The organism is Klebsiella sp. C349492 (genome assembly GCF_042055345.1).
Lineage (GTDB): Bacteria > Pseudomonadota > Gammaproteobacteria > Enterobacterales > Enterobacteriaceae > Klebsiella > Klebsiella scottii.
This window is the reverse complement of record NZ_JANQCE010000003.1, coordinates 449,083-471,726: the sequence shown is the minus strand read 5'-3', so window position 1 is coordinate 471,726 and position 22,644 is coordinate 449,083. Positions and strand designations below refer to the sequence as shown.

Annotated in this window: 18 protein-coding genes and 1 pseudogene; 13 read left to right on the top strand and 6 right to left on the bottom strand. The window is 58.5% G+C overall.

Annotated features, from left to right (window positions below; all coding sequences use genetic code 11):
• Positions 1-47: 47 nt before the first annotated feature.
• Positions 48-1,175, bottom strand: a complete 1,128-nt coding sequence (gene dapE, locus NWP14_RS14815) for a succinyl-diaminopimelate desuccinylase (RefSeq protein WP_375215573.1) — start codon at positions 1,173-1,175, stop codon at positions 48-50.
• 3 nt (positions 1,176-1,178) lie between these two features.
• Complete coding sequence (locus NWP14_RS14810) at positions 1,179-1,535, bottom strand: ArsC family reductase (RefSeq protein ID WP_346430933.1); 357 nt, start codon at positions 1,533-1,535, stop codon at positions 1,179-1,181.
• 473 nt (positions 1,536-2,008) lie between these two features.
• Between NWP14_RS14810 and ypfM the strand changes: the two genes are divergently transcribed.
• Positions 2,009-2,068, top strand: a complete 60-nt coding sequence (gene ypfM, locus NWP14_RS14805) for a protein YpfM (RefSeq protein WP_100181659.1) — start codon at positions 2,009-2,011, stop codon at positions 2,066-2,068.
• Positions 2,069-2,203: 135 nt separating this feature from the next.
• Here ypfM and acrD read toward each other — a convergent pair whose 3' ends face one another.
• Positions 2,204-5,317, bottom strand: coding sequence for a multidrug efflux RND transporter permease AcrD (gene acrD, locus NWP14_RS14800; RefSeq protein WP_375215572.1), 3,114 nt, complete (start codon positions 5,315-5,317; stop codon positions 2,204-2,206).
• A gap of 411 nt (positions 5,318-5,728) precedes the next feature.
• Here acrD and aegA point away from each other — a divergent pair, with 411 nt between their 5' ends.
• From aegA to NWP14_RS14785, 3 genes and pseudogenes are all read left to right on the top strand, one after another.
• Positions 5,729-7,711, top strand: a complete 1,983-nt coding sequence (gene aegA, locus NWP14_RS14795) for a formate-dependent uric acid utilization protein AegA (protein WP_375215571.1) — start codon at positions 5,729-5,731, stop codon at positions 7,709-7,711.
• A 57-nt stretch (positions 7,712-7,768) separates the two neighbouring features.
• Positions 7,769-8,366: pseudogene (nudK, locus tag NWP14_RS14790) on the top strand (GDP-mannose pyrophosphatase NudK).
• A gap of 66 nt (positions 8,367-8,432) precedes the next feature.
• Positions 8,433-9,479 (top strand): DUF1176 domain-containing protein, encoded by a 1,047-nt coding sequence (locus NWP14_RS14785; RefSeq protein ID WP_346430935.1) that lies wholly within the window; start codon positions 8,433-8,435, stop codon positions 9,477-9,479.
• On the opposite strand, the gene tkt is transcribed toward NWP14_RS14785, so the two are convergent.
• The gene (gene tkt, locus NWP14_RS14780; RefSeq protein ID WP_375215570.1) at positions 9,469-11,463 is read right to left on the bottom strand and encodes a transketolase; all 1,995 of its coding nucleotides are present in this window, start codon (positions 11,461-11,463) and stop codon (positions 9,469-9,471) included. The two genes, NWP14_RS14785 and tkt, sit on opposite strands and share 11 nt — an antisense overlap.
• 287 nt (positions 11,464-11,750) lie before the next feature.
• Here tkt and maeB point away from each other — a divergent pair, with 287 nt between their 5' ends.
• On the top strand, positions 11,751-14,030 hold the full coding sequence (maeB, locus tag NWP14_RS14775) for an NADP-dependent oxaloacetate-decarboxylating malate dehydrogenase (protein ID WP_375215569.1): 2,280 nt from the start codon (positions 11,751-11,753) through the stop codon (positions 14,028-14,030).
• 31 nt (positions 14,031-14,061) lie between these two features.
• On the opposite strand, the gene hemF is transcribed toward maeB, so the two are convergent.
• Together hemF and amiA are read right to left on the bottom strand one after the other, a co-directional pair.
• Positions 14,062-14,961 (bottom strand): oxygen-dependent coproporphyrinogen oxidase, encoded by a 900-nt coding sequence (gene hemF / locus NWP14_RS14770; protein ID WP_375215568.1) that lies wholly within the window; start codon positions 14,959-14,961, stop codon positions 14,062-14,064.
• Entirely contained in the window at positions 14,958-15,833 is an 876-nt protein-coding gene (gene amiA, locus NWP14_RS14765; protein ID WP_095100396.1) for an N-acetylmuramoyl-L-alanine amidase AmiA, read from the bottom strand. The genes hemF and amiA overlap by 4 nt, the downstream gene beginning before the upstream one ends.
• Positions 15,834-16,044: 211 nt before the next feature.
• Here amiA and NWP14_RS14760 point away from each other — a divergent pair, with 211 nt between their 5' ends.
• The 8 genes from NWP14_RS14760 to cysA all read left to right on the top strand — a co-directional run bounded on the left by NWP14_RS14760 (position 16,045) and on the right by cysA (position 22,556).
• Entirely contained in the window at positions 16,045-16,470 is a 426-nt protein-coding gene (locus tag NWP14_RS14760) for a GNAT family acetyltransferase (protein ID WP_041146662.1), read from the top strand.
• A complete protein-coding gene (locus NWP14_RS14755) occupies positions 16,457-16,906 on the top strand; it encodes a DUF2919 domain-containing protein (RefSeq protein ID WP_375215567.1) in 450 nt (149 codons plus the stop codon). Before NWP14_RS14760 ends, NWP14_RS14755 begins: the two co-directional genes overlap by 14 nt.
• Before the next feature lie 61 nt (positions 16,907-16,967).
• Positions 16,968-17,543: an RpoE-regulated lipoprotein gene (locus NWP14_RS14750; RefSeq protein ID WP_095100400.1), complete on the top strand. Its 576-nt coding sequence runs from the start codon at positions 16,968-16,970 to the stop codon at positions 17,541-17,543.
• 95 nt (positions 17,544-17,638) lie between these two features.
• Complete coding sequence (locus tag NWP14_RS14745) at positions 17,639-18,538, top strand: Dyp-type peroxidase (RefSeq protein WP_375215566.1); 900 nt, start codon at positions 17,639-17,641, stop codon at positions 18,536-18,538.
• Positions 18,539-18,747: 209 nt separating this feature from the next.
• A complete protein-coding gene (locus NWP14_RS14740; RefSeq protein ID WP_095100404.1) occupies positions 18,748-19,764 on the top strand; it encodes a sulfate ABC transporter substrate-binding protein in 1,017 nt (338 codons plus the stop codon).
• Positions 19,764-20,597 carry a sulfate/thiosulfate ABC transporter permease CysT gene (gene cysT, locus NWP14_RS14735; RefSeq protein WP_095100406.1) on the top strand — a complete coding sequence of 278 codons (834 nt, stop codon included), beginning with the start codon at positions 19,764-19,766 and terminating at the stop codon, positions 20,595-20,597. The genes NWP14_RS14740 and cysT overlap by 1 nt, the downstream gene beginning before the upstream one ends.
• A complete protein-coding gene (gene cysW / locus NWP14_RS14730) occupies positions 20,597-21,472 on the top strand; it encodes a sulfate/thiosulfate ABC transporter permease CysW (protein ID WP_095100408.1) in 876 nt (291 codons plus the stop codon). Before cysT ends, cysW begins: the two co-directional genes overlap by 1 nt.
• Entirely contained in the window at positions 21,462-22,556 is a 1,095-nt protein-coding gene (gene cysA, locus NWP14_RS14725) for a sulfate/thiosulfate ABC transporter ATP-binding protein CysA (protein WP_095100410.1), read from the top strand. Before cysW ends, cysA begins: the two co-directional genes overlap by 11 nt.
• Positions 22,557-22,644 lie beyond the last annotated feature (88 nt).

Sequence of the window (22,644 nt, the reverse complement as noted above, 5' to 3'; positions counted from 1 at the left end):
GCTTCCTCTTTTATACCCGTCATCGTTCAGGGTATCTGTCGATGTTGTCAGGCGACCAGCTGTTCCATGATCCGTTGATACATCCGCGCCAGCAGCTGCAGGTCGGCGGCGTTCACGCACTCGTTAATTTTGTGGATCGTGGCATTCACCGGCCCCAGCTCAACCACCTGTGCTCCCATGCGAGCGATAAACCGCCCGTCGGAGGTACCGCCGTTGGTCAACAGCTGCGGCTTGATCTCATTATAGTGCTCAATGGCATTCACCACCGCTTCAACCAGCTTACCGCGGCCGGTCAGGAACGGCTGGCCGGAGAGCCACCAGTCGAGGGTGTAGCGCAGCTGGTATTTTTCCAGCAGCTCTACAACCCGGGTTTTGATCATCTCGTCGGTCAGCTCGGTGCTGAAGCGGAAGTTGAACTGAACGAACATGTCGCCCGGAATCACGTTATTGCTGCCGGTTCCCGCCTTGACGTTGGCAATCTGCATGCTGGTCGGCGGGAAGAACTCGTTGCCTTTGTCCCATTCGATTCCCACCAGCTCGGTGAGCATCGGCGCGGCGCGGTGCACCGGATTATCCGCCAGATGGGGATAGGCGACGTGGCCCTGCACGCCGTGGATGGTTAAATTGCAGGTTAGCGAGCCGCGGCGGCCGTTCTTCACCACGTCCCCGACCACTTCGGTGCTGGAGGGTTCGCCCACCAGGCAGTAATCGAGGCGCTCTTTGCGGGCCATCAGGGCTTCGACGACTTTCACCGTGCCGTTGTGGGCGCTGGCTTCTTCATCTGAGGTGATCAAAAAGGCCAGCCGACCTTTATGGTTCGGATACTGGGCGACAAAACGCTCGGCGGCGACCACCATCGCGGCCAGCGAGCCTTTCATGTCCGCCGCACCGCGGCCAAACAGCATGCCGTCGCGAATAGTCGGTTCAAACGGTGGGTTAATCCACCGGTCAGCGTCGCCCGCCGGGACAACATCGGTATGACCGGCGAAGGCCAGGGTTTCGCCGCGTCCGCGCCAGGCCCAGAAATTTTGGGTATCGCCGAAATCCATCGGTTCAACGGTAAAACCAATCGCACGCAGACGTTCAATCATTAACGCCTGGCATCCCGCATCATCGGGGCTGAGGGAAGGGCGGCGAATAAGCTGCTGAGCCAGCTCAATGACCGGGCAAGACATAGACTATACCTCGTTAACAAGCTTCTTATAAGTGAGTTCACTGAAGCCCAGCAGCATAGGCTGACCGGGCGCGCAGAGCAATGGGCGTTTGATGATCGCCGGCATTTCGAGCATCAGCCCGGCGGCGGCATCGGCGTTATCGATGCGGGAGCGGACCGATTCATCCAGCTTACGCCACGTAGTGCCGCGGGTGTTGAGCAGGGCTTCCCAACCCAGTTCAGCAATAAACGTATCTAATAATTCACGCTCCAGCCCATCGACGCGATAATCATGGAAGCGGTATTCAACCTGGTTAGCCTCCAGCCAGCGGCGGGCCTTTTTAACGGTGTCGCAGTTTTTTATCCCGTACATGGTCAGCATAATGAAACCTTTTTCATTGAATTAAGCGCGGAACGCAGATTTTTCCGAATATACTCACGCCGTACCCGGCGGCCTGTCCGTTAGCATCCTGAAACTTGAGTTATTTCGGGTATATATAAGCCGATAGGGAATAATACGTGAATCGCTTTAATAAATGTAATTTTTTGCCGGCAATATATAACCATGCTTATAGGTTGGTTAAATATTCATCTCTTGCGCAGGATTGTGACGACGCTCGCGCGCTGAAATTCTGGCCTCTTCCGCCGTAGACGGTCAATGCCTGAGGACGAGTCTGATATTGCAAAATATTGCTATGTATCACATTAAATTTACACTGGCAGGGTCATAGTAGCTGCAAATCAGCGATAGCTATCCTGACAGTGGCCATCAAGCAATCAAAGCGATAGTGGCAAACAACTTCCCATAACCGATGAATTTACATAAAATCACCCATAATAATAAGAGAGGCTATTATGATTGAACATGAACTAGGGAACTGGAAAGATTTTATCGAAGGCATGCTTCGTAAATAAATTCCGCAATGTGAGCAGGGTATTCCAACTGCTAAAATAACGATGCAGTGGATCTGAACACATAAAAAAGGCGACGCTTCTGGTCGCCTTTTTTGTTATTCCAGCGCGACGATACGGCCTCGCGCCGGCCGCAGGTTATTGCGGGCGTTCTTTTAGCGGGAAGCGGCGCCGCACCAGCACAAAGAACAGCGGCACGAAGAAGATGGCGAGAACGGTGGCGGAGATCATGCCGCCCATCACCCCGGTGCCGACCGCATGTTGACTACCTGAACCTGCGCCGGTGCTGGTCGCCATCGGCAGCACGCCGAAAATAAAGGCCAGCGAGGTCATCAGAATCGGCCGCAGGCGCTGACGACAGGCTGAGAGCGTCGCAGCCAGTAAGTCTTCTCCTTTCTCATTGAGCTCATTGGCAAACTCGACGATCAGAATGGCGTTCTTCGCCGACAGGCCGATAACCGTCAGCAGCCCTACCTGGAAGTAAACATCGTTCTCAAGACCGCGCATCCAGGTTGCCAGCAGGGCGCCGATGACCCCCAGCGGCACCACCAGCATCACGGAGAACGGTACCGACCAGCTCTCATACAGCGCCGCCAGGCACAGGAAGACCACCAGCAGCGAGATGGCGTACAGCGCCGGGGCCTGGGCACCGGATAAGCGCTCCTGATACGACATCGCCGTCCACTCGAGGCCGAAGCCGTTCGGCAGCTGCTGCGCCAGCTCTTCCATAATCGTCATCGCCGTACCGGTACTGACGCCCGGCGCGGCTTCGCCGACGATTTCGACCGCCGAGTAGCCGTTATAGCGCTCCAGCCGCGGCGAGCCGGTTTCCCAGCGCGAGCTGGCAAACGCCGAGAAGGGCACCATCGTGCCGCTGCTGTTGCGCACGTACCACAGATTAATATCGTTCGGCAGCATGCGATATTTTGCCTCCGCCTGGACGTAGACTTTTTTCACGCGGCCGCGGTCCATAAAGTCGTTCACGTAGCTCGAACCCCAGGCGGTTTGCAGCGTATCGTTGATGTCATCAATCGATATGCCCAGCGCCTGCGCTTTGCGCTGATCGATATCAATCTGCAGCTGAGGGCTATCGTCAAGGCCGTTGTGGCGCACGCGGGTCAGCTGAGAATTGTTGGCGGCCAGCTCCAGCAGGGAGTCGCGGGCGGCCATCAGCGCATCGTGTCCGTTGCCGGCGTGGTCTTCGAGCTCCATATCGAAGCCGGCAGAGCTGCCCAGCCCGCTGATGGCCGGCGGGCTGCTGGCAAAGACGCGCGCCTCTTTAATTTTGTTAAACGCTTTAGTCGCCCGTTCGATAATGGCGAAGGCAGAACCGCTGGTGGGGTCCCTGTGGTCCCAATCCTTCAGGCGCACGAACATTCGCGCCACGTTCTGGCCGTTTCCGCCCGGGCCGGAGCCGATGGTGGCGAACACCGATTCGACGTTGGCCTTCTCGTTATTGAGGAAGTAGTCTTCGGCTTTTTGCACCACCTTCAGCGTCTGCTGCTGCGTAGCGCCGGCGGGAAGCTGCACCGAGGTGGTGAACATCCCGCGATCTTCCTGCGGCAGGAACGAGGTCGGTAGGTGCATAAACAGAAACACCATCCCGCCCAGCAGCAGGACGTAGATCATTATCCAGCGCAGCGAACGGTGCAGAATTTTACCGACCGAAGATTCGTAGCGGCTGGCGTTACGATCAAACATGCGGTTAAACCAGCCAAAGAAGCCTTTCTGCCCGTTCAGTTCGCCTTTATGAATTGGTTTGAGCAGGGTGGCGCACAGCGCCGGGGTGAGGATCATCGCCACCAGCACCGACAGCACCATCGCGGAAACAATGGTGATTGAGAACTGGCGGTAAATGGCGCCGGTGGTGCCGCCGAAGAAGGCCATCGGTATGAACACCGCCGACAGCACCATAGCGATGCCCACCAGCGCGCCCTGGATCTGCCCCATCGATTTGCGGGTCGCTTCCCGGGGCGAGAGCCCCTCCTCGCTCATGATACGTTCGACGTTCTCCACCACCACGATGGCGTCATCCACCAGCAGGCCGATCGCCAGCACCATAGCAAACATCGTCAGGGTGTTGATGCTGTAGCCGCAGGTATAGAGCACCGCGAAGGTGCCCATTAAAACGACCGGGACGGCAATGGTTGGGATCAGCGTGGCGCGGAAGTTTTGCAGGAACAGGTACATCACCAGGAACACCAGCGCGATCGCTTCAATCAGCGTTTTCACCACGTCGGTAATCGATGCCTTAACGAACGAGGTGGTCTCGTAGGCGATTTTGTACTCCAGGCCATGCGGGAAATACTGCGAAAGCTCGTCCAGGCGGGTAATTACCCGTTCGGCTGTTGCCATTTCGTTGGCGCCGGAGGCGAGCTTAATGCCCAGCCCCGATGCCGCCTGGCGGTTATAGCGGCTGAGGTAATCGTATTTTTCGGCCCCCATCTCAACGCTGGCAACGTCACCGAGCGTTACTTCCGAGCCATCCTGATTAACGCGCAGCGTAATATCGCGGAACTGCTCCGGCGTCTGCAGTAGCGACTGGGCGTTGATGGTGGCGTTAAGCGCCTGCTTATCAACCGACGGCGTGCCGCCCAGCTGGCCTACGGCAATCTGGGCATTCTGCGATTCGATGGCGTCGGTGACGTCTTTCGCCGTCATCTGGTAGCTGTTGAGCTTCGCCGGATCGAGCCAGATACGCATTGAGTACTGGGAGCCATAGGCATCGATATCGCCGACGCCGTTGACGCGGCTTAGGGGATCCTGGACGTTACTGGCGACGTAGTCGGCAATATCCTGCTTATCCATGCTGCCGTCGGTGGAGACGAAAGCGAGGGTCAGAATGTTGGTATCGCCGGTTTTACGCACCGTGACGCCCTGATTTTGCACCGCCTGCGGCAGTTTACGCATCGCCGACTGCAGCTGGTTTTGCACCTGCTGCACCGCTTCATCGGGGTCGGTTCCGGCGGTAAAGCTCAGGGTGACCGTCGCCTGGCCGGTGGCGCTGCTCTGCGATGACATGTACATCAGGTTATCGAGGCCGGTCATATTCTGCTCGATAACCTGGGTGACGGTATTCTCCAGCGTTTGCGCGGAGGCGCCGGGGTAGTTGGCGGTGATCCGCACGTTCGGCGGCGCCAGCTCGGGATATTGCTCAACGGGAAGCGATAAAATCGCGAGCGTTCCGGTCAGGCACAAAAGAATTGCCAGTACCCACGCAAAAATGGGGCGATCGATAAAGAAATTCGCCATCAGGATTAGGACCTCATTTTGTACATTTTTTGTTATTGCACAGCCTGTGACACTCTAGCGGTAAGCCTGCAGGCAATCGTGGAGAAATTAAGGAGATAGTGTAATTTATCGTGTGCCTTTTACGGCACGGTAAAGAAGTGTTCTGCCCCTTTACCCAAGGCCTGCTCATGGCGCTACCCTTTCGCAATTGATGCCGGAAGTAAACACGTTTTATCGCTTTTGCGCCCTGATTGATTATCGCCTGAATAAGTAAAACGTTATTTCATTTAAGTCAAAAAATTTGATCCAAAACGGATTATCGCCAGATAAGCGCTATCCTGGGCAAATGAACATTGTTTCCGTCCCACCTTGTCGGGTAATTAATAGCTATGCTAACCGCATGGTTATTTACCGGGAAGACGGAAGGATGCCATGAACCACTTTATTTTGAGCGATAGTCACAAATGCATCGGATGCCAGGCCTGCGAAGTGGCCTGCGTCATGGCGCATAACGATGAGCAGCACGTCCTGACCGCACGCCGCTTTTTGCCACGAATTGTCGTCATCAAAGGCGAGAAAAAATGTAACGCCATAACGTGTCACCATTGTGAAGGCGCGCCCTGCGCCCGCAGCTGTCCGAACGGTGCGATAAGCCAGGTTGACGGTAGCGTACAGGTGCGCCAGGAAAAATGTATCGGCTGTAAATCCTGCATGGTGGCCTGCCCGTTTGGGGTCATGCAAATCGTGCTTACGCCGCTACCGGCAGGAATAGTGAAGGCGACCGCGCACAAGTGCGATCTGTGCCGCGATCGCGAAGCGGGGCCGGCCTGCGTGCAAAACTGTCCGGCGCAGGCGCTGCAGCTGGCAGGGGAAGAGACGCTGCTCAGCCTGGCGAAACGACGACGCCTGCGGGCCGCCAGCCTGGACGCCCGGCCGTGGCATCGCCATTCCGCAGACCTCAGGCTGTCTGAACCTGGCGATAAGGTCGAGCAGATGGCGGCGACGCCGCCGCGCGCGGAAGCCGACAAGCTCGCGGCAGCGCAGCGTAAAACGCATTTCTCTGAAATCTATCTACCGCTTCGCGCAGCCCAGGCGCAGCAGGAGGCGCGGCGCTGCCTGAAGTGCGGCGAGCACAGCATCTGCGAATGGACCTGCCCGCTGCACAACCACATCCCGCAGTGGATTGAACGGGTCAAGGCCGGCGATCTGACCGCCGCCGTTGAGCTTTCCCACCAGACCAACTGCCTGCCGGAAATCACCGGCCGCGTCTGCCCGCAGGATCGCCTGTGCGAGGGAGCCTGCACGCTGCGTGATGAACATGGCGCGGTCACTATCGGCAACATCGAACGCTATATTTCGGACCAGGCGCTGGCTGGCGGCTGGCGGCCGGATCTTTCGCAGGTCGTTGCCAGCGGGAAAAAGGTGGCGATTGTCGGCGCCGGCCCTGCCGGGCTCGCCTGCGCAGATCTGCTGGTGCGCAACGGCGTGCAGCCGGTGGTGTTTGACCGTCACCCGGAAATCGGCGGCCTGCTCACCTTCGGTATTCCCGCCTTTAAGCTGGATAAATCGCTGCTCTCCCGACGGCGGGAGATCTTTAGCGCAATGGGCGTGCGCTTTGAGCTGAACTGCGAGGTGGGCAAAGATCTTCCCCTCGACGCGCTGCTGGACGACTACGACGCGGTGTTTATCGGCGCCGGGACCTATCGCTCGATGAAAGCGGGTTTGCCGAATGAGGAGGCCCCCGGGGTGTACGACGCGCTGCCGTTTCTGATTGCCAATACTAAACAGGTGATGGGGCTGAGCGAGCTGGCGGCGGAGCCCTATATCGATACCCACGGACTGAATGTGGTGGTGCTGGGCGGCGGCGATACGGCGATGGACTGCGTGCGCACCGCGTTGCGTCACGGCGCGAAGCAGGTTACCTGCGCCTACCGCCGGGACGAAGCCAATATGCCGGGGTCGAAAAAAGAGGTCAAAAATGCCCGGGAAGAGGGGGCGGTATTTGAATTCAACGTTCAGCCGGTGACCCTGGAGCTGGATGCCAACGGGCGGGTCAACGGGGTGCGCTTCCTGCGAACCCGACTCGGCGAACCGGACGCGCAGGGGCGCCGCACTCCGTCGCCGATTGCGGGCAGCGAATTCGTTATGCCGGCGGATGCGGTGATTATGGCCTTTGGTTTTCACCCGCACGGGATGCCGTGGCTGGAGTCCGCCGGCGTGCAGCTGGACAGCCGCGGGCGGATCCGCGCTCACGTTGAAAGCCGCTACCGCTATCAGACCAGCCATCCGCAGATTTTTGCCGGCGGGGATGCGGTTCGCGGAGCCGACCTGGTGGTGACGGCGATGGCGGAGGGCCGCCATGCGGCGCAGGGGATCATCGATTTCCTCGGCCTAAAATCGATTCCTCCCTGCTAACGACAAAGCGGACTCCGCAGCGTAGTATGACAGCGTCATTCTCTGCTGCGGGGTCGTATGTCACTCAATATCAACGTCATTAAAGATAAAATCCTCTCCGAAAACTGGTTCGTTTTGCGCAATATGACCTACGAGCTGACGCGCGGCGACGGCAGCGTGGTTCGCCATAAGCGCGAGGTTTACGATCGCGGCAACGGCGCAACGGTTCTGCTCTACAACCGGCGTAAGCAAAGCGTGGTGCTGGTGCGCCAGTTCCGCGTCGCCACCTGGGTGAACGGTAACGAAGACGGGATGCTCATTGAGACCTGCGCCGGGCTGCTGGATAACGACGAGCCGGAAGCCTGCATTCGCAAAGAGGCGATCGAGGAGACCGGCTACGAGGTGGGAGAGGTTCGCAAGCTGTTCGAACTGTATATGTCTCCCGGCGGCGTCACCGAGCTTATCCATTTCTTTATCGCCGAATACAGCGATGCTCAGCGTAAAAACGGCGGCGGCGGGGTGGATGATGAAGAGATTGAGGTGCTGGAGCTGCCTTTCAGCGAGGCGCTTGCGATGGTGGCTGGCGGCGAGATTCGCGATGGGAAAGCGGTTATCCTGCTGCAATATTTGCACGCTTCGGGGCTGATGGCCGGGGATATCTGATAAATCCGATTGAGTAAAGGCGTATCGCTGGGGAAGATAGCGGCTGTTTTTCGCGCTATCTTCCGGGGTTGTACCACGCATGTTTTATCGGCTTATCTTGGTTCTGCTTTTCGGCCTGTTACCCACGTCGCTGGCGTGGGCGGCACCGGTGCAGCAGACTTTCAGCGACTGGCTGGTGACCTGTAATAATCAAAACTTCTGCGTAACCCGCAACGTCGGGCTGCACTATGGCCTGGTGATGACCCTCAGCCGCAGCGCCGGGGCGGCAACCGATGCCAGCCTGCGCATTGAGCTGGGCGGGGTCGGCAATCCGGTGGCGGCGCTGGCGCCGATCGGCCCTCGTCTTCTGCTTGATGGTAAACCGCTGGCGCTGGTGGATACGCGCTGGCAGGTTGCCGATAAGCTGCTCAAAACCGGCGATAGCGCCGCCATCGACGCTTTTCTCCAGCAGGTGCAGGAAGGGCAGGCGATAAGCCTGGTGGACGGCCTGCAGACCATTTCCTTGCAGGGCCTGAAGGCGGCGCTGCTGTTTATCGACAGCCGTCAGAAGCGGGTAGGCAGCGAAACGGCCTGGATTGGCAAAGGCGAAGAGCCGCCGCTCAGCGTCCCTCCGGCGCCAGCGCTGCGTACGGTGGCGAAAGTCGACGTATCGCAATCGCCGCTGAGCCGCGATGAGCTGAATGACCTGATGGACTATGGCAACGAGCGCATGAGCAACAGCTCATGCTCGCTGGACCCCTCCCTGCGTGAGGTGCGGGTCACCGCGCTAACCGATGAGAAGGTGCTGCTGATGTTCAGCTGTGAAGCGGGGGCTTACAACACCGTATGGCTGGCGTGGCTGGTTTCGCGCCAGCAGCCGTACGTCGCTCGTCCGCTGAGCCTGACGCTGCCTTTCCAGCCGCCCGGCGGCGCAGGGCGCGAAATTGAGCTGATGAATGCCAGCATCGACGAGCAGCGCCACGAGCTGGTAACCCTTGAGAAGGGGCGCGGCCCGGGGGATTGCGGCACCCAGACCCGCTGGCGGTATGACGGCCAGCGGTTTAGCCTGGTACGCTTTGCTCAGCAGCCGCAGTGCGATAACTGGCAGAGGCCAGACGCCTGGCCTACGCTGTGGATCACCCGTTAAGCAGCCCTTCAGCCGTGCTGACGATATTCTCGACGGTAAAGCCAAAGAACGGGAACAGTTTATCCGCCGGCGCCGATTCGCCGTAGCTTCTCATGCCCACAATGGCGCCCTTGAGGCCGACGTATTTATACCAGTAGTCGGCAATCCCGGCCTCAACGGCAATGCGGGCGCTGACGTCAGACGGCAGTACGGATTCCCGGTATGCCGCATCCTGGGCATCGAACACGTCGGTTGACGGCAGCGAAACCACCCGCACATTGACGCCTTTCGCAAGCAGCTTTTCCGCCGCCAGCGCGGTAATTTCTATCTCAGAGCCGGTGGCGATCAGGATCAGATCCGGCTTACCGCCGGCATCTTTCAGCACGTAACCCCCGCGCGCAATATCGTCCACCTGCTGCGGCGTGCGCGCCATCTGCGCCAGATTTTGTCGCGACAGGATCAGCGCGGTCGGGCCGCTCTGCCGCTCGATGGCCGCCCGCCAGGCGACCGCGGTTTCCACCTGGTCGCAGGGGCGCCAGGTGCTGAAGTTAGGCGTCAGCCGCAGGCTGGCCAGCTGCTCAACCGCCTGGTGCGTTGGGCCATCTTCCCCCAGACCAATGGAATCATGGGTGTAAACCATGATCTGCCTGGCCTTCATCAGCGCGGCCATGCGCGCCGCGTTGCGCGCGTATTCCACGAACATCAGGAAGGTCGAGGTGTAGGGGATGAATCCGCCGTGCAGGGCAATCCCGTTAGCGATGGCGGTCATACCAAACTCGCGCACCCCGTAGTGGATATAGTTGCCGGCCGGATCGTCTTTAATTGAGGTCGAGCCCGACCAGATGGTCAGGTTGCTGGGCGCCAGATCCGCCGAGCCGCCGAGCAGCTCCGGCAGCGCGGGCCCGTAGGCGTTAAGCGCATTCTGTGAGGCCTTGCGGCTGGCGATTTTCTCCGGGCTGGCCTGCAGCTTCGCGATGTAGCCGCGGACGATCTCGCTCCAGCTTTCAGGCAGATCGCCGCTCATCCGGCGCGTAAGTTCGTCCGCCAGCTCGGGGTACGCCTGTCGATAGGCGGCGAATTTGTCGTTCCACGCGTGTTCGGCTTTTTCACCGCGCGGCCTGGCATCCCACTTGTCATAAATCTCTTTGGGGATCTCGAACGGGGGATATTTCCAGCCCAGCTTCTCGCGGGCTAAGGCCACCTCTTTTTCCCCGAGCGCCGCGCCGTGCGACTCTTCGGAGCCGGCTTTATTGGGCGAGCCGAAGCCGATGACGGTACGGCAGATAATCAGCGACGGCTTATCCTTGACGCTTTGCGCCTCACGAATCGCCTGCTCAACCGCCTGCGGGTCGTGGCCGTCGATATCGCCGATCACGTGCCAGTGATAGGCCCTGAAGCGCTCGGCGGTATCGTCGGTGAACCAGCCCTCAGTTTTACCGTCGATAGAAATGCCGTTATGGTCATAGAAACCGATAAGCTTACCCAGCCCCAGGGTCCCCGCCAGCGAGCTGGCCTCATGAGAAATCCCCTCCATCAGGCAGCCATCGCCCATAAAAACATAGGTATGGTGATCGACTATCTCATGTCCCGGGCGGTTGAACTGCGCCGCCAGAGTACGTTCCGCAATCGCCATCCCGACCGCGTTCGCCAGGCCCTGGCCGAGCGGGCCGGTGGTGGTCTCGACGCCTGGAGTGTAGCCATGCTCCGGGTGGCCGGGCGTTTTAGAGTGCAGCTGGCGGAAGTTTTTTAACTCTTCCATCGGCAGGTCGTAGCCGGTCAGATGCAGCAGGCTATAGAGCAGCATTGAGGCGTGACCGTTGGACAGCACAAAGCGGTCGCGATCGTACCAGTGCGGATTCTCCGGGTTGTGCTGGAGGAAGTCATTCCACAGGACTTCGGCGATATCCGCCATGCCCATCGGGGCGCCGGGATGGCCGGAACTGGCTTTCTGTACTGCGTCCATGCTGAGGGCGCGAATCGCGTTGGCAAGTTCTCTTCGGGACATAATGTACTCCTGAAACAATATGTTGCATGAGTTTTTTGTGATGAATGGTAGCGGAAGCTATAGGGTGGATAACTAAAAAGCATAGCAGACAGGGCTATCATTGCCTGCGAAACTAGGTTACAAAAATGTTATAAATCGATAACAAATATACCTTTGTGATGGCGAGAGTTTGGCGGTGTTCAAAGTTTGAAAAACCGTCAGGCGAGATACTAAGCTCACCTTGGGTGGACATCAGGAAAGTCATTGCCCGTCACCCCCTACGATCGATACGTGAAAGGAACAATAAAATGGATGAGCAGTTGAAACAAAGCGCCCTCGACTTCCATGAATTTCCCGTCCCTGGAAAAATTCAGGTCGTGCCGACCAAACCCCTCGCGACGCAGCGCGACCTCGCGCTGGCCTACTCGCCGGGCGTAGCAGCGCCTTGCCTGGAGATCGAAAAAGACCCGCTGGCCGCCTATAAATACACCGCGCGCGGCAACCTGGTTGCGGTCGTCTCCAACGGTACCGCGGTGCTCGGACTGGGCAATATCGGCGCTCTCGCCGGTAAGCCGGTGATGGAAGGCAAGGGCGTTTTATTTAAGAAGTTCGCCGGCATTGACGTGTTTGATATTGAAGTTGATGAGCTGGACCCGGATAAGTTTATCAACGTGGTGGCCGCGCTGGAGCCGACCTTTGGCGGCATCAACCTGGAGGATATTAAGGCGCCCGAGTGTTTCTACATCGAGCAGAAGCTGCGCGAGCGCATGAATATCCCGGTATTCCATGACGATCAGCACGGTACGGCCATTATCAGCACCGCCGCCATTCTCAACGGCCTGCGGGTGGTCGGGAAAAATCTCTCCGACGTGCGGATGGTGGTTTCCGGGGCGGGCGCCGCGGCTATCGCCTGTATGAACCTGCTGGTGGTGCTGGGCATGCAGAAACACAATATTGTGGTCTGCGATTCCAAAGGGGTGATCTATAAAGGCCGTGAGCCAAATATGGCGGAGACCAAAGCGGCTTACGCGGTGGACGACGACGGCAAGCGTACCCTCGATGACGTGATCGACGGGGCGGATATTTTCCTCGGCTGCTCCGGCCCGAAAGTCCTGACCGCGGAGATGGTGAAAAAGATGGCCCGCGCGCCGCTGATCCTCGCGCTGGCTAACCCGGAACCGGAAATTCTGCCGCCGCTGGCGAAGCAGGTCCGCGAAGACGCGATTATCTGTACCGGCCGTTCTGACTATCCGAACCAGGTAAACAACGTGCTGTGCTTCCCGTTTATCTTCCGCGGCGCGCTGGACGTCGGCGCCACGGCGATTAACGAAGAGATGAAGCTGGCGGCGGTGCACGCGATTGCTGAACTGGCGCACGCTGAGCAGAGCGAAGTGGTGGCTTCCGCCTACGGCGATCAGGATCTGAGCTTCGGGCCGGAATATATCATCCCGAAACCGTTCGATCCGCGGCTGATCGTTAAGATCGCGCCGGCGGTGGCGAAAGCGGCGATGGACTCCGGCGTGGCGACGCGCCCGATTGCCGACTTCGATGCCTACATCGAGAAACTCAGCGAGTTCGTTTACAAAACCAACCTGTTTATGAAGCCGATTTTCTCTCAGGCGCGCAAAGAGCCGAAGCGCGTGGTGCTGGCTGAAGGGGAGGAGACGCGCGTTCTGCACGCCACTCAGGAGCTGGTCTCTCTGGGGCTGGCGAAGCCGATTCTGGTGGGGCGCCCGAGCGTTATCGAAATGCGCATTCAGAAGCTGGGCCTGCAGATTAAAGCCGGCGTTGATTTTGAGATCGTCAATAATGAATCCGATCCGCGCTTCAAAGAGTACTGGAACGAATATTACCAGCTGATGAAACGCAGCGGCATCACCCAGGAGCAGGCGCAGCGGGCGGTCATCAGCAATACCACGGTGATTGGCGCGATCATGGTCCATCGCGGCGAGGCGGATGCGATGATCTGCGGCACCATCGGTGACTACCATGAGCACTACGCCGTGATTCAGCCGCTGTTTGGCTATCGCGACGGCGTGAACACGGCGGGGGCGATGAACGCGCTGCTGCTGCCGAGCGGTAACACCTTCATTGCCGATACGTACGTTAACCACGATCCGACGCCGGAGCAGCTGGCCGAGATCGCCCTGATGGCGGCGGAGAGCGTGCGCCGCTTCGGTATCGAGCCGCGCGTCGCGCTGCTGTCGCACTCTAACTTCGGTTCCGCCAACTGCCCGTCAGCGAGCAAAATGCGTAAAACGCTGGAGCTGGTGAAGGCGAGCGCGCCGGATCTGATGGTCGATGGCGAAATGCACGGCGATGCCGCGCTGGTCGAAAGTATTCGTCACGATCGGATGCCGGACAGCCCGCTGAAAGGGGCGGCCAACATTCTGGTGATGCCGAATATGGAAGCCGCGCGTATTAGCTACAACCTGCTGCGGGTTTCGAGCTCCGAAGGGGTAACCGTTGGGCCGGTGCTGATGGGGGTGGCAAAACCGGTGCATATTCTGACGCCGATTGCCTCCGTTCGCCGCATTGTCAATATGGTGGCGCTGGCGGTAGTGGAAGCACAAACTCAGCCGCTGTAATGAGCGCAGCCCCGGATGGCCGGGGCTGCGTTTAAATCCACTCTTTGACTTTGATGAAGTCACTCAGGGCAGCCTCCGGGCTGCCTTCTTGCGGCTGGTAGTCATACTCCCAGCGCACCAGCGGCGGCATCGACATCAGAATCGACTCCGTGCGCCCGCCGGTCTGCAGGCCAAACAGCGTCCCGCGATCCCACACCAGGTTGAACTCCACGTAGCGCCCGCGGCGATAGAGCTGAAACTGACGCTCCCGCTCGCCGTACGGCATCGCTTTACGCCGCTCAACGATCGGCAGATACGCATCGGTGTAGCCATTGCCAACGGCCTGCATAAAGCTGAAGCAGTGGTCAAAGTCCGGGGTATTTAAATCGTCAAAGAACAGGCCGCCAATGCCGCGCTGCTCGTTGCGGTGCCTGAGGAAGAAGTAGTCATCGCACCACTTTTTATAGCGCGGGTAGACCGCTTCGCCAAACGGCTGGCACAGGTCGCGCGCGGTGCGGTGCCAGTGGCGAGCGTCCTCTTCGAAACCGTAGTAGGGCGTCAGATCGAAACCGCCGCCAAACCACCATACCGGGTCCGCGCCGGGCTTTTCGGCGATGAAAAAGCGCACGTTGGCATGGCTGGTCGGCACGTACGGACTGCGCGGATGAACCACCAGCGAAACGCCCAGCGCTTCAAAGCTGCGGCCGGCCAGCTCCGGGCGATGAGCCGTGGCTGATGCCGGCATGGCGTCGCCGTGAACGTGAGAAAAGTTGACTCCGGCCTGCTCAAAGATAGCGCCTTCCCGCAGCACCCGGCTACGCCCGCCGCCGCCGCCTTCGCGCTGCCAGCTATCTTCGATAAACGGCTGGCCGTCGAGGGCGCTGAGCTGCCGGCAGATAGCGTCCTGCAGCTGGAGGAGATAGCGTTTAACCTGTTGCACGTCGGGCTTCATTTACGTCTCTTTGAGTGGGCTTTTTGGTTATCGAACCAGTGGAAGTAGCTGATGATGCCTGAGGCAATGGCGCTGGCGATTTTCTGCCGAAACGCGGTGGTACCTAACAGCTTTTCCTCGCCCGGATTGGTAATAAATGAGGTCTCGACCAGCACCGACGGAATCGACGGCGACTTCAGCACGACGAAGGCCGCCTGTTCGGTGTTGCGGCTGTGCAGCTTATGCACCGGCTTAATATTTTTCAGGATATGTGAGCCCAGCGTCAGGCTATTTTTGATGGTATCCGTCTGGACCAGATCGAACAGCACCTGCTGTAACAGATGGTCTTTCGCCGTTGCCTTTTTCCCCGCGACCTCATCGGCGCGGTTTTCGCGATCGGAGAGGTATTTCGCCATCGCGCTACTGGCGCCGCGGTTGGAGAGGGCAAAAACGGACGCCCCGGCGGCGCTTGGGTTAGTGAAGCCGTCGGCGTGAATAGACATAAACAGATCGGCGCCGTGCTGGTGGGCAATTTCCACGCGGTCGTACAGCGGAATAAAGGTATCGCCAGTGCGCGTCAGGCGCGCGTCGATACCGTTGCTGCGCAGAATGCTGCGTACGGTTTTGGCAATCGCCAGCACGACGTGTTTCTCTTTGGAGCCGTTATGGCCGATAGCGCCGGTATCAATACCGCCGTGTCCCGGATCGAGCATGACGACGCGCTTCGCGCCCGCTTTTTTCTTCGCCGGTTTACTGTGCCCGTTGGACGTCGTCAACGGCTGTTCTTTTGCGCTGGCCTGCGATGAAATCCCGCTAAGGGTGACGGCAGCCAGTCCTGCTTTCAGCACCTGGCGGCGCGAAGCAAGTATTTTTAATGGTTTAAAAGTGCTCATTCGGCCTGAATTACAAACAAGTGGTACCCAATGTTATATCGTATCGTGTTTTTCGTTACGACCTTTCGTAATAAGAATTGTTTTACTTTTCATTTCAATACGTGACAAGGTCATATTATGTCATTTTTTGAGGTTAATTTCGCCTGATATTGGCTATCGGGCGTAATCACGCCATAATCACTTTTTTTATGCCTAAAAGATGGGGAATACCATGGAGATACGCGTTTTTCGCCAGCAGGATTTTGAAGAGGTGATAACTCTCTGGGAGCGCTGCGAGCTTCTGCGCCCGTGGAATGACCCGGAAATGGACATCGAACGTAAAGTTAATCACGATGTCAGCTTATTTCTGGTTGCCGAGGTCAACGGTGAAGTCGTCGGCACGGTGATGGGCGGCTACGATGGCCATCGCGGTTCGGCTTACTATCTCGGCGTTCATCCGGAGTATCGCGGTCGCGGAATTGCCAATGCGCTGCTTAACCGGCTGGAAAAAAAGCTCACCGCCCGCGGCTGCCCGAAAATTAATATCATGATCCGCGAAGACAACGAGGTCGTACAGGGCATGTATGAACGGCTTGGTTACGAATATGCGGACGTGCTCAGCCTGGGTAAGCGTTTGATTGAAGATGAAGAATACTGAGCTAATCCCCGCCGATTTTGATGCGCACGGCCGGCTAAGGCTGCCGTTCCTCTTCTGGTGCGTCCTGCTGCTACAGGCGCGGACCTGGGTGCTGTTTATTATGGCCGGGGCTTCGCGGCAGCAGGGCGACGTCCTGCTGAATCTGTTCTACCCCGATCACGACAATTTTTGGCTTGGGCTGCTGCCCGGAATACCGGCGGTTCTGGCGTTTATCGTCAGCGGCCAGCGGCAGCGCTTTCCCCGCTTCTGGCCGCTTATACGCTGGCTGCTGGCGCTCTCTCAGGCGCTGCTGCTTATCTGGCAGCCGCTGCTGTGGCTGGGCGGCGAGTCGCCTTCGACGCTGACCATCGGCCTGCTGGTGGCGGATATTTATGCGCTGTGGTGGCTGCTGAGCAGCCGTCGGCTGAGGGCCTGTTTCCAGGAAGAGCAGGTTTAACGGCACTTTTTGCCGATCCCGCACTCAAACAGGCGTCAAATTAACAGGAAAGGACGATCTCATGAAATCGCTACGTTTACTTCTTTGCGCGCTACCGCTGGCGTTAACCGGCTGCTCCACGATGAGCGCGGTCAACTGGTCCGGGGCCTTGCCGTGGAACTGGTTCGGCTCCTCGACGGAGGTGACCGAGCAGGGAGTCGGTAAGCTGACGGCCGCCACGCCGCTGAATGAACAGGCCATCAGCGACGCGCTCGGCGGCGGCTACCGCCTGCGCAGCGGTATGAAAAGCGCCAACGGCAATATCGTGCGCTACTTTGAGGCGCTGAAGGACGACAAGGTGGTGATGACGATTAACGGCGAGAATGGCACCATCAGCCGCATCGACGTGCGCGACAGCGAGATTAAAACCGAGAGCGGCGTGCAGGTAGGCACTCCGTTCAGCGAGCTGTACAGCAAAGCGTTCGGCAACTGTCAGAAGGCCAGCAGCGACAACGGCGCCGTGGTCGAATGTCAGGCGCAGGGGAGCCAGCATATTAGCTATGCCTTCACCGGCCACTGGAGCGGCCCGGAAGAGCTGATGCCTTCAGACGACACGCTGAAAAACTGGAAAATAGCGAAAATCACCTGGCGCCGCTAATTTGATCTGGAGAGACACGACGGTGGTAAAAAACGCGTACAATAGGCGCGTTTAAAGCGCCACAGCGTTGTGGTTGTCTCATTTCAGGAGGAGCGATGTCTCAGGTTCAGAGCGGCATTTTGCCGGAACATTGCCGTGCGGCGATTTGGATTGAAGCCAATGTTAAAGGGGACGTTAACGCCCTGCGTGAAGCCAGCAAAAACTTTATCGATAAATTAGCCACCTTTCAGGCGAAATTCCCGGACGCGCATCTGGGGGCGGCAATTGCCTTTGGCAATAACGTCTGGCGCGAGCTGAGCGGCGGCGTGGGTGCCGAAGAGTTAAAAGACTTCCCCGTTTACGGTAAGGGCCTGGCGCCATCGACTCAGTACGATCTGCTGATTCATATCCTGTCTGCTCGTCATGAAGTGAATTTCTCCGTCGCCCAGGCGGCGATGGCGGCGTTTGGCGGCGTCGTTGACGTCAAAGAGGAAGTGCACGGCTTCCGCTGGATCGAAGAGCGCGACCTGAGCGGCTTTGTCGACGGTACCGAAAACCCGGCCGGCGAAGAGACGCGTCGCGAGGTCGCGATTATTAAAGAGGGCGTCGATGCGGGCGGGAGCTACGTCTTCGTTCAGCGCTGGGAGCACAACCTCAAGCAGCTAAACCGCATGAGCGTTCCGGATCAGGAGATGATGATTGGCCGGACCAAAGAGGCCAATGAGGAGATTGACGGCGACGATCGCCCGGAGACCTCGCATCTAAGCCGCGTTGACCTGAAAGAGGACGGCAAAGGGCTGAAGATTGTGCGCCAGAGCCTGCCGTACGGTACCGCCAGCGGCACGCACGGCCTCTATTTCTGCGCCTACTGCGCCCGTATCCATAACATTGAACAGCAGCTGCTGAGCATGTTTGGCGATACCGACGGCAAGCGCGACGCCATGCTGCGCTTTACCAAACCGGTGACCGGCGGCTATTACTTCGCCCCGTCCGTCGAGCGCATTCTGGCGCTGTAGGTCTTCCTGCGCCATCGCCCTCTCCCCCGCGGGGAGGGCGGCTATCGGCTCCTGCATCTCTTTAACTTTGCCGCCGGCTGCGGTTTTCAAACCCCTTATTCTCTTTTCTACTTCCAAATCGCCAAACGGTATATAAAACCGTTACTCCTTTGGTACTCGTTATAAATATTATGACCATATGAAAGTCATCAATCTTATAAGGGTGCGCAATGGCCGTTAAATCACTGAACAAAGGATACCTGGCGCTGGCTGCTTCTGTGCTGCTGGTTGCGCAGGCTCAGGCGACTGAATTGCTGAACAGTTCCTACGATGTTTCCCGCGAGCTGTTTGCCGCCCTTAACCCGCCGTTTGAACAGCAGTGGGCCAAAGATAATGCCGGCGATAAGCTAACGATTAAGCAGTCCCATGCCGGCTCGTCAAAGCAGGCGCTGGCGATCCTGCAGGGCCTGAAAGCCGACGTGGTGACCTATAACCAGGTGACGGACGTGCAGATCCTGCATGACAAAGGCAACCTCATCCCGGCCGACTGGCAAAGCCGCCTGCCGAATAACAGCTCGCCGTTCTACTCGACGATGGGCTTTTTGGTGCGCAAAGGTAACCCGAAAAATATCCATGACTGGAACGATCTCGTCCGTTCCGACGTGAAGCTTATCTTCCCGAACCCGAAAACGTCGGGCAACGCGCGCTACACCTATCTAGCCGCATGGGGCGCAGCGGATAAAGCCGACGGCGGCGACAAAGCCAAAACCGAGCAGTTCATGACCCAGTTCCTGAAGAATGTCGAAGTGTTTGATACCGGCGGCCGCGGCGCGACCACCACCTTTGCGGAACGCGGGCTGGGCGATGTGCTGATTAGCTTCGAATCGGAAGTGAACAATATCCGCAAGCAGTATGAAGCGCAGGGATTTGAGGTCGTGGTGCCGAAAACCAATATTCTTGCCGAATTCCCGGTGGCGTGGGTGGATAAAAACGTCAAAGCCAACGGTACGGAGAAGGCGGCAAAAGCCTACCTGAACTGGCTCTACGGCCCGCAGGCGCAGACGATCATCACCGACTACTACTATCGTGTGAACAACCCGCAGGTGATGGAAACGCTGAAGGATAAATTCCCGCAGACCGAACTGTTCCGCGTCGAGGATAAGTTTGGCTCCTGGCCGCAGGTGATGAAAACGCATTTTGCCAGCGGCGGTGAGCTGGACAAACTGTTGGCGGCGGGGCGTAAGTAATGTTTGCTGTTGCCTCTAAGCGCGTGCTGCCGGGCTTTACCCTGAGCCTCGGCACCAGCCTGCTGTTTGTCTGTTTAATTCTGCTGCTTCCTCTGAGCGCGCTGGTGATGCAGCTGGCGCAGATGAGCTGGGGACAGTACTGGGATGTTGTTACCAACCCGCAGGTGGTTGCCGCGTATAAGGTGACGCTGCTGTCGGCCTTTGTGGCCTCGATTTTTAACGGCGTGTTTGGCCTGCTGATGGCGTGGATCCTGACGCGCTACCGTTTTCCCGGCCGTACGCTGCTCGATGCGCTGATCGATCTGCCCTTTGCGCTGCCGACGGCGGTAGCGGGCCTGACCCTGGCGTCGCTGTTTTCGGTCAACGGCTTTTACGGCGAGTGGCTGGCGCAGTTTGATATCAAGGTTACCTATACCTGGCTGGGTATCGCGGTGGCGATGGCTTTTACCAGCATTCCGTTCGTGGTGCGTACCGTCCAGCCGGTGCTGGAAGAGCTGGGTCCTGAATACGAAGAGGCCGCGGAAACGCTGGGCGCCACGCGTCTGCAGAGCTTTCGAAAAGTGGTGCTTCCGGAGCTTTCTCCGGCGCTGCTGGCCGGCGTTGCTCTGTCATTTACCCGCAGCCTGGGCGAGTTCGGGGCGGTTATCTTTATCGCCGGAAATATCGCGTGGAAAACGGAAGTTACCTCGCTGATGATTTTTGTACGTCTGCAGGAGTTTGACTACCCGGCGGCGAGCGCGATTGCCTCGGTGATCCTGGCCGCCTCGCTGCTGCTGCTGTTTTCCATCAACACCCTGCAAAGTCGCTTTGGTCGACGTGTGGTAGGTCACTAATGGCGGAAGTTACTCAATTGAAGCGTTATGACACGCCCCGCGTCAACTGGGGTAAATGGTTTTTGATTGGCGCCGGGATGCTGGTTTCCGCCTTCATTCTTATCGTGCCGATGGTTTACATCTTCGTTCAGGCCTTTAGTAAAGGCCTGATGCCGGTCCTGCAAAACCTCGCCGACCCGGATATGCTGCACGCTATCTGGCTGACGGTGATGATTGCGCTGATTACGGTCCCGGTGAACCTGGTATTCGGTACGCTGCTGGCCTGGCTGGTGACGCGCTTTACTTTCCCTGGCCGCCAGCTTCTGCTGACGCTGCTGGATATTCCTTTTGCCGTCTCGCCGGTGGTGGCGGGGCTGGTCTATCTGCTGTTTTACGGCTCCAACGGCCCGCTTGGCGGCTGGCTGGATGAGCATAATCTGCAAATTATGTTTGCCTGGCCGGGTATGGTGCTGGCGACTATCTTCGTGACCTGTCCGTTTGTGGTGCGTGAGCTGGTGCCCGTAATGATGAGCCAGGGCAGCAACGAAGATGAGGCGGCGATTCTGCTCGGCGCGTCGGGCTGGCAGATGTTCCGTCGGGTGACGCTGCCCAATATTCGCTGGGCGCTGCTGTACGGCGTGGTGCTGACCAACGCGCGCGCCATCGGCGAGTTCGGCGCGGTGTCGGTGGTCTCCGGGTCAATTCGCGGCGAGACGTTATCGCTGCCGCTGCAAATTGAGTTGCTGGAGCAGGATTACAATACCGTGGGTTCATTTACCGCCGCAGCCCTGCTGACGTTAATGGCTATTTTGACCCTGTTTTTGAAGAGTTTGGTGCAATGGCGTTTGGCCAATCAGGAAAAACGCGCGCAGCTGGAGGGAAATCATGAGCATTGAGATTGCCAATATTAAGAAATCTTTTGGTCGCACCCTGGTGCTGAATGATATCTCGCTGGATATCCCTTCCGGACAGATGGTTGCGCTGCTGGGGCCGTCAGGCTCCGGGAAAACGACGCTGCTGCGCATTATTGCCGGCCTGGAGAATCAGTCCAGCGGTCATATCCGTTTTCACGGCACCGACGTGAGCCGCGTGCACGCGCGCGATCGCAAAGTGGGCTTTGTGTTCCAGCACTATGCGCTGTTCCGTCATATGACGGTATTCGACAATATCGCCTTTGGTCTGACGGTGCTGCCGCGCCGCGAACGGCCGAACGCCGCCGGGATCAAGGCCAAGGTGACGAAGCTGCTGGAAATGGTGCAGCTGGCGCATCTTGCCGATCGCTATCCGGCGCAGCTTTCCGGCGGTCAGAAACAGCGCGTGGCCCTTGCGCGTGCGCTGGCCGTTGAGCCGCAGATTCTGCTGCTTGATGAGCCCTTCGGCGCGCTGGATGCCCAGGTGCGTAAAGAGCTCCGCCGCTGGCTGCGTCAGCTGCATGAAGAGCTGAAGTTTACCAGCGTGTTTGTGACTCACGATCAGGAAGAGGCGATGGAAGTCGCCGATCGCGTGGTGGTCATGAGCCAGGGCAGTATCGAGCAGGCCGACGCCCCGGAACGGGTCTGGCGCGAACCCTCTACCCGCTTCGTGCTGGAGTTTATGGGCGAAGTTAACCGCCTGAAGGGCACCGTTCGCGGCGGACAGTTCCACGTTGGCGCCCACCGCTGGCCGTTGGGCTATACCCCAGCGTATCAGGGGCCGGTCGATCTGTTCCTGCGCCCGTGGGAGGTCGATATCAGCCGTCGAACCAGCCTTGATTCACCGCTGCCGGTACAGGTGCTGGAAGCCAGCCCGAAAGGGCACTACACCCAATTAGTCGTGCAGCCATTAGGGTGGTATGACGAGCCGCTGACCGTGGTCCTGGCGGGCGATGAGGCGCCGTATCGCGGCGAGCGCCTGTTCGTTGGCTTACAAAACGCGCGGCTGTATAACGGCAACGAGCGCATCGAGCCGCGTGAGGAGCTTGCTCTGGCAGAATCTGCCTGATAGCTTAAGCCTCAGTTTATCGTCGTACAGGCGACGGCAGGGATTGGGTAACCCGGATGCACTATCATCCGGAGACGTTTGCAGGCCG

Coding starts and splice junctions, on each gene's coding strand:
- cysT (WP_095100406.1), top strand. CDS start 19,764: ATGTTTGCTGTTGCCTCTAAGCGCGTGCTGCCGGGCTTTACCCTGAGC.
- NWP14_RS14810 (WP_346430933.1), bottom strand. CDS start 1,535: ATGCTGACCATGTACGGGATAAAAAACTGCGACACCGTTAAAAAGGCC.
- cysA (WP_095100410.1), top strand. CDS start 21,462: ATGAGCATTGAGATTGCCAATATTAAGAAATCTTTTGGTCGCACCCTG.
- NWP14_RS14785 (WP_346430935.1), top strand. CDS start 8,433: ATGTTTTATCGGCTTATCTTGGTTCTGCTTTTCGGCCTGTTACCCACG.
- cysW (WP_095100408.1), top strand. CDS start 20,597: ATGGCGGAAGTTACTCAATTGAAGCGTTATGACACGCCCCGCGTCAAC.
- NWP14_RS14760 (WP_041146662.1), top strand. CDS start 16,045: ATGGAGATACGCGTTTTTCGCCAGCAGGATTTTGAAGAGGTGATAACT.
- tkt (WP_375215570.1), bottom strand. CDS start 11,463: ATGTCCCGAAGAGAACTTGCCAACGCGATTCGCGCCCTCAGCATGGAC.
- NWP14_RS14750 (WP_095100400.1), top strand. CDS start 16,968: ATGAAATCGCTACGTTTACTTCTTTGCGCGCTACCGCTGGCGTTAACC.
- aegA (WP_375215571.1), top strand. CDS start 5,729: ATGAACCACTTTATTTTGAGCGATAGTCACAAATGCATCGGATGCCAG.
- hemF (WP_375215568.1), bottom strand. CDS start 14,961: ATGAAGCCCGACGTGCAACAGGTTAAACGCTATCTCCTCCAGCTGCAG.
- NWP14_RS14745 (WP_375215566.1), top strand. CDS start 17,639: ATGTCTCAGGTTCAGAGCGGCATTTTGCCGGAACATTGCCGTGCGGCG.
- maeB (WP_375215569.1), top strand. CDS start 11,751: ATGGATGAGCAGTTGAAACAAAGCGCCCTCGACTTCCATGAATTTCCC.
- amiA (WP_095100396.1), bottom strand. CDS start 15,833: ATGAGCACTTTTAAACCATTAAAAATACTTGCTTCGCGCCGCCAGGTG.
- NWP14_RS14740 (WP_095100404.1), top strand. CDS start 18,748: ATGGCCGTTAAATCACTGAACAAAGGATACCTGGCGCTGGCTGCTTCT.
- NWP14_RS14755 (WP_375215567.1), top strand. CDS start 16,457: ATGAAGAATACTGAGCTAATCCCCGCCGATTTTGATGCGCACGGCCGG.
- dapE (WP_375215573.1), bottom strand. CDS start 1,175: ATGTCTTGCCCGGTCATTGAGCTGGCTCAGCAGCTTATTCGCCGCCCT.
- acrD (WP_375215572.1), bottom strand. CDS start 5,317: ATGGCGAATTTCTTTATCGATCGCCCCATTTTTGCGTGGGTACTGGCA.